Source organism: Stenotrophomonas pictorum JCM 9942, from assembly GCF_001310775.1.
GTDB lineage: Bacteria > Pseudomonadota > Gammaproteobacteria > Xanthomonadales > Xanthomonadaceae > Stenotrophomonas > Stenotrophomonas pictorum.
Genome location: NZ_BAZI01000196.1, coordinates 1 through 5,363 on the forward strand (window position 1 = coordinate 1; position 5,363 = coordinate 5,363).

The 5,363-nt window shown below is 57.8% G+C and carries 6 protein-coding genes; 3 read left to right on the top strand and 3 right to left on the bottom strand.

Annotation, left to right across the window (positions count from 1 at the left end):
• On the bottom strand, positions 1 to 732 hold a 732-nt coding region (locus tag JCM9942_RS10515), incomplete at its 3' end, for a serine hydrolase domain-containing protein (protein ID WP_157722865.1).
• Positions 733 to 1,399: 667 nt separating this feature from the next.
• Between JCM9942_RS10515 and JCM9942_RS19030 the strand changes: the two genes are divergently transcribed.
• Positions 1,400 to 1,666: a hypothetical protein gene (locus tag JCM9942_RS19030; RefSeq protein ID WP_157722866.1), complete on the top strand. Its 267-nt coding sequence runs from the start codon at positions 1,400 to 1,402 to the stop codon at positions 1,664 to 1,666.
• Between the two features lie 326 nt (positions 1,667 to 1,992).
• Here JCM9942_RS19030 and JCM9942_RS18335 read toward each other — a convergent pair whose 3' ends face one another.
• Both JCM9942_RS18335 and JCM9942_RS10520 read right to left on the bottom strand, forming a co-directional pair.
• Entirely contained in the window at positions 1,993 to 3,798 is a 1,806-nt protein-coding gene (locus JCM9942_RS18335) for an ATP-dependent nuclease (RefSeq protein WP_172675094.1), read from the bottom strand.
• The gene (locus JCM9942_RS10520; RefSeq protein WP_425478343.1) at positions 3,783 to 4,172 is read right to left on the bottom strand and encodes a hypothetical protein; all 390 of its coding nucleotides are present in this window, start codon (positions 4,170 to 4,172) and stop codon (positions 3,783 to 3,785) included. Before JCM9942_RS10520 ends, JCM9942_RS18335 begins: the two co-directional genes overlap by 16 nt.
• 237 nt (positions 4,173 to 4,409) lie before the next feature.
• On the opposite strand from JCM9942_RS10520, the gene JCM9942_RS10525 reads away from it, so the two are divergent.
• Positions 4,410 to 5,171 (top strand): PIN domain-containing protein, encoded by a 762-nt coding sequence (locus JCM9942_RS10525; protein ID WP_054659530.1) that lies wholly within the window; start codon positions 4,410 to 4,412, stop codon positions 5,169 to 5,171.
• Positions 5,164 to 5,363, top strand: a 200-nt coding sequence (locus JCM9942_RS19655) for a hypothetical protein (protein ID WP_218185482.1), incomplete at its 3' end; no start/stop codon positions are given. The genes JCM9942_RS10525 and JCM9942_RS19655, both read left to right, overlap by 8 nt.

Genomic DNA, 5,363 nt, shown 5'->3' on the forward strand with positions numbered 1-5,363 from the left:
CTGCCACAACGCCAGGTCACAGCTGCCGTTGGCGGCGCGGCGCACGTTGCATTCGGGTTTTGCGCCGCGGTTGTCATCCACCGCCGGCTTCCCTGCGGCGTCATACAGCACCACCGCACGCGCGGCGGTGGCGGCATTGCAGCTTTCCCAGCCGTAGCAGGCGGTGATCTTCGCCGGCTGCAGCACCAGCCGCTGCATCAGCAGGTCGAAGCGCTCGCCCGTGGCGCGCTCCATCATCGAGGCCACCAGCGGCGAGTTGAGGTTGGTGTAACGGAACCAGGTGCCCGGCGCGTGCGTATCCCAGGCGCGCGGATCGTCCAGAATCTCGCGGATGTCGCCATCCAGCGGTGTGGCCCAGTAGCCGGCGTCATCGGTCAGCCCGGAGCGGTGCGAGAGCATCAGCCGCAGGGTGATCGGGGTATCGGCAAAGCGCGGATGGCGCAGCGGCCAGCCCAGATAAGTCGACACGTCGGTATCCAGGTCGAAGGTGCCTTCCTCCACCAGCCGCATCACGCCGATAGCCAGCACCAGCTTGGAGATCGAGGCGATCCGCACCGGATCCTCCACGCTGAGCGCGCGCTGGGCCTGCACATCGGCCAGCCCCTGGGCCTGGGTGGCGGTGACGCCGTCGCGGTCGAAGGCCACCCGCGCGCTGGCGATGGGCTGGTGGGCCGCGGCGGGCAGGGCGAACAACAGCAGCGCGGCAAGGCTGCCGGACAGGACGGTACGCATGGTGATTCCCCGGTGATGTACCGGTGTTGATAGCCAGCCGGCGGGAAACCGTCAAGCCGGCGTGACGCCCGTCGCCCGGAAAGCCGGGGCCGACGTGGGGTGCGCGGAGCAATTTGCTCGGGCCGTCGAGCAAAAAGCCCGGCGTGCCGAGTAGGAGAGTTCGGCGTTGGAGCAAATTGCTCGGGCTTCCGAGCAAAAAGCTCGACGCTCCGGGTAATTTGCTCGGGCTTCGGAGCAAAAAGCCCGGCGTGCCGGGCAGGGGAGCTCGGCGTTCGGAGCAAATTGCTCGGGTCTCCGAGTAAAAAGCTCGACGCTCCGGGCAAATCTGCTCGGGCTTCGGAGCAAAAAGCCCGGCGTGCCGGGTAGGGTAGCTCGGCGTTCGGAGCAAATTGCTCGGGTCTCCGGGCAAAAAGCTCGACGCTCCGGGCAAATCTGCTCGGGCTTCGGAGCAAAAAGCCCGGCGCGCCGGGTAGGGGAGCTCGGCGTTCGGAGCAGATTGCTTGGGCTTCCGAGCAAAAAGCTCGGTCGATGGAGCAATTAGCTCGACGCTCCAGGCAATATGCTTGGCTGTCCGAGCTCTGAGCTCGGAACAGTCATCCCCGGTGTGCCGCTGCGGTGCCGCGAAGCTTTCTGCTTTCCGCTGTTGACGTGCCCAAGCCGTGAAAGCATGCCGAGCATCGCAGCGGAGCGGGGGAATAAGGCGCGGGTGTCTGAGCGCAGCGAGTTCCGCGCCGCCCCGTTCCGCGAGAAGCGCAGGGCACCGATGCGGCTTTACCGCATCGGCATGCGTCCGGCGGAAGCGGTTTGGTTCCTTTTGCCGCAACCAAAAGGAACCCGGCTGCGCAGCAGGCGGAAGCCTTTGCTCTCGTCTTTAAATCTTGAAAAGCCAAGGCAGAACAGCTTTCGTGCACCTGCGGTGCGCGAGTCACTTTGACCAGCCATTCGGCTGTTGAGGAACTTCTCTTTGCTTGTGCAAAGAAAAAGTAACCAAAAGAGGCGCTTCTCCAACAGCCGAATGGCTGGTCAAGCATACCCGGGACGCATGCCCGCGCGGTGCGCGGGTCCGCCACTGCCCGGCGCATTTTTCGACGGCACATCCATGTACCGGCGAAAAACGACGCGCTCCTGCGCGTCGCCCTGCGGGTATCCGAGCCGGTCATTGGCCATGCTCTACGGGGTGAACGTCAAAAGCGGAAAGCAGAAGCTTATAAGTCAACCTCACCCGGCTATCGTGACCCCGTTATAGCGAGTTCCCAGGATTTATTGTTGAAGCCAAGTCGCTAGCCTCTGGATAGTTGTTTTATCGCCTGCGTGATCGATATTTCCGTTAGTTTCAGTTTTGTACGCGAACTGAGCCTTGGCGGAGTTGGATTTTGGTATTCCCAAGTGCGACTCAATTGCGCCGCCTGGCCATATCCAAATATTCTTTGGAAGAAGCTTGCTATGCAGATTCATACAGCTTTGAGTGTTTGCACCAGCCATGATTGCATAAGCTTCTTCGGCCTTTATGGATGCGCCTGATTTTTCCGGGAGGCCGGCTTGGTTGAGGTTTATGTTGTGTGCTGCGCTATTTGTGGATAGCCAAGATAGGCATGCTAAGAGATCTGGATCGTTGTTTGATATCAATCCAATTGATGGGGCTAGCTTGAAAGCAAAATCCAGGTCATAGATGCACTTGGGTGAATATCCAAGACTCTCTAGCAATTCAGAGATTGGACGCGATCCGCTGCCTCCCCCGGCTTCAATGAGGGCGATGCTGGATTCTTGAAGTGTTTTGTTTGAACAGATTTTGTAGATTAATGGAAGTAGGGTTCTCTCCGTTTTTCCCTCTACGACAACCGGGCGGTCGGAGAATAGCCATTGAGAACTATGATTAAGCGAAAAAAGAACATCTGCAGAGTTGTTGTTGTTCAATGAGGCTAGCGCATTGGATGCCTTTGGACGGGCATTCGTTCCGCCATTTGGGCATTTCCAAAACACCATGGTTTGAGCAGCGTCTCCTGCTTCAATCATCAGTGGTGAGTGTGTTGAGAAAAATATCTGAAAGTCCCCATTTGATAGTGTCTTTAGCGCCGACTTGACCTTTCCTATTGCTTGGGGGTGTAGATAAAGCTCCGGCTCGTCAATTAAGATCAAGGTATTCGTGTTTGAGTGGGTGTTCTTGGTTGTTTCGGCGAGCAGGTTTATCAAGGCCATTTGCACGGTTCTTTGTGTGCCGTGACCGTAATCTGAAAAGTCTCGGTCTTGTCCGCCAATTTCCCTTAATTTTATTTTCGTTGCTTTTATTATTTCATCGATGCTTGGAGGGGGCATTTCTAGGTTTATAGAGATGCCGGGAAATAGCGAGTTGATGCTATTTGTTGCCCTTAGCTCAAGGTTGTTGATCTCATTTAATCTGTTTGGCCCGTTCAGATGTGCTCCCACTCTTGCTATATCAGATTCAAGAGTTTGGACCGACGCCTGGTTGTTGAGTCGAGCACTTTCCATTGCGAACTTTATTAGTAGTCCGATTGTGTTCCGCGCTCCGAATTTGGCAACGTCATCTTCAGCATCATCCATTGCTTTTATATATACCGGCTCTGGAAGGGCCTTCCCAATTGCGGTATCAAGCCCGGTAGGGTTGGCAGCCCACTGCCCGTTTCCGTCGAGGACTTCGATTTTTATATCTTTCGCAGAACAGTTTGGGCTCGGCTGAATTCTTCTAAATGTGATTTTGTCGTTTGCGATGAAGCTTTTGATTTGCCTTTGTTGGTTATCCGGGAGTACCGATATCATGCTCTGGGCATCATCTATGGTTGCGGATACCCATAGTTCGCTTCCTTGATCATTGAAGTCGCGTGCATCTAGAGTCGATTTCTTCAGGAGCCAGTAGATGGCCCTAATTAAGTTTGATTTTCCACTGTTGTTGTATCCAACAATTGGGTTGAAGTTGCTGGCATCTATTTCGAGAAATTTTATTGTTCTAAAGTTGCTTATTGAAAGTTTTATTATTTGAGACATTGGTTTTCCTTTCGTGAATATTGAGATTTCGGTGTTAATCCGAATTGGATTCACCCACCCCGACACCGCTGCCAGCCACCGGCTGCGGCGGATACCTGCTCCCAGCCATTGCTCAGGCGCTTGAATGCCTGCCCGCCGACGCAGGCATAGCCCAGCGTCTTGGCCGGCTCGGAGCCCAGCGGCGGTAGTTCGATGATGGAAGACGAGGGGGCGGGGCGGCCCTGCCGGCGGGCTTCGCCCTGCAGGGTCATGTTCTCGATGCCCTGGCAGTAACCGGCCATGCCCGGGTGCGGGTGGTGGCGGTACTGCTCGCAATTGAAGGGCGTGGTGTCGCGCGCCATCGAATTGTGTGGCTGCCGCGGCGGCGGAATGTATTGGCGCTGCTGCGTACCCACCGCCGCGCGCACCGTCTGCGCATGGGCGGCGGTGCTGCACAACATCCCGGTTATCACGATCCACCGCACGACAGCGCGTGCGGACAAAACACATTCCATGTGTCCCCCTGTGATTCCCTGCGGAATCGGACTTCGTGAAGACTCCTTCACCCCGGCCCTTATTTCAAGTCCGTGACTCTTACGATCAGGGCATTCCCCGCGTCGGCGTAGGAATTGTCGCGATTGGAATGTCGGTGGTTGCCGGGTGATGATGGCTCCAGAGCAACAGGGAGCGTGCAGGGAATGCTGGCCGAAGTCGTCGCTACGCCGCTGGTCGAGAACCGGCGCATCAATTACGTGCTGATCGATCACGAGAACGTGCAGCCCACCGATCTGCAGCTGCTGGACCGGGAGGATGTGCGCTTATGGGTGTTTGTGGGGGCCGGACAGGCCAGGTTGTCGGCCGATCTGGCAATCCAGATGCAGGCCATGCGCGAGCGGGCCGACTACGTGCGCATCTCGGGCAATGGTTCCAACGCGCTGGATTTCCACATCGCCTTCTACATCGGCCAGCTTGCGCGCGAAGACCCGCGTGGGTTCTTCCACATCATTTCCAGAGACACCGGCTTCGATCCGCTGATCGAACACCTGAAGGCGAAGAAGATATTTGCCTGCCGTTCGACGGCGATTGCGCAGATGCCCCTGTTCAAGCCGGTGGTGGCAAAAGCCGTTGCCGCATCGCCCGCGGTGACGCCGGAGGCGAAGCCAGTGGTCAAGCCCGCCGTGAATGCGGTGACGGTGATAGTGGAGAAGGCGTCCCAACAGTCGAAGCCAACGAAGATGGCGGCAGCCAAGGGGATGACAGCCGCGGAAAAGCTGGTGCGGATGAAAGAGCTGTTGGCCAAAGCGAAATCCGGCAAACCCGGAACCTTGGCGGCGTTGAAGAAGCACGTGGCGTCGCACTTTCAAAACCAGCTCAAGGCCGAGGAAGTGGATGCGCTGATTGCGGGGCTGACGAAGGCCGGCGTGGTGAAGGTGGAAGGCAGCAAGGTGCGGTATGCCTGAGGCCCACAGCGGGAGACGTCAAACAGCCAGCGCTCTGCATTCGGCGGTACTGGTCTATCTGCGATCCGGGACGCGCGGCGTCATGACGCCAGATGCGCAAGCGGCGCCGCCGCCGCGTGCGGGCTGGCGGTTCTTCATCGCCCGGCACCGGGTTCACGGCGGGCACATGGGGGCCGGCGCACCGTCGCTGGG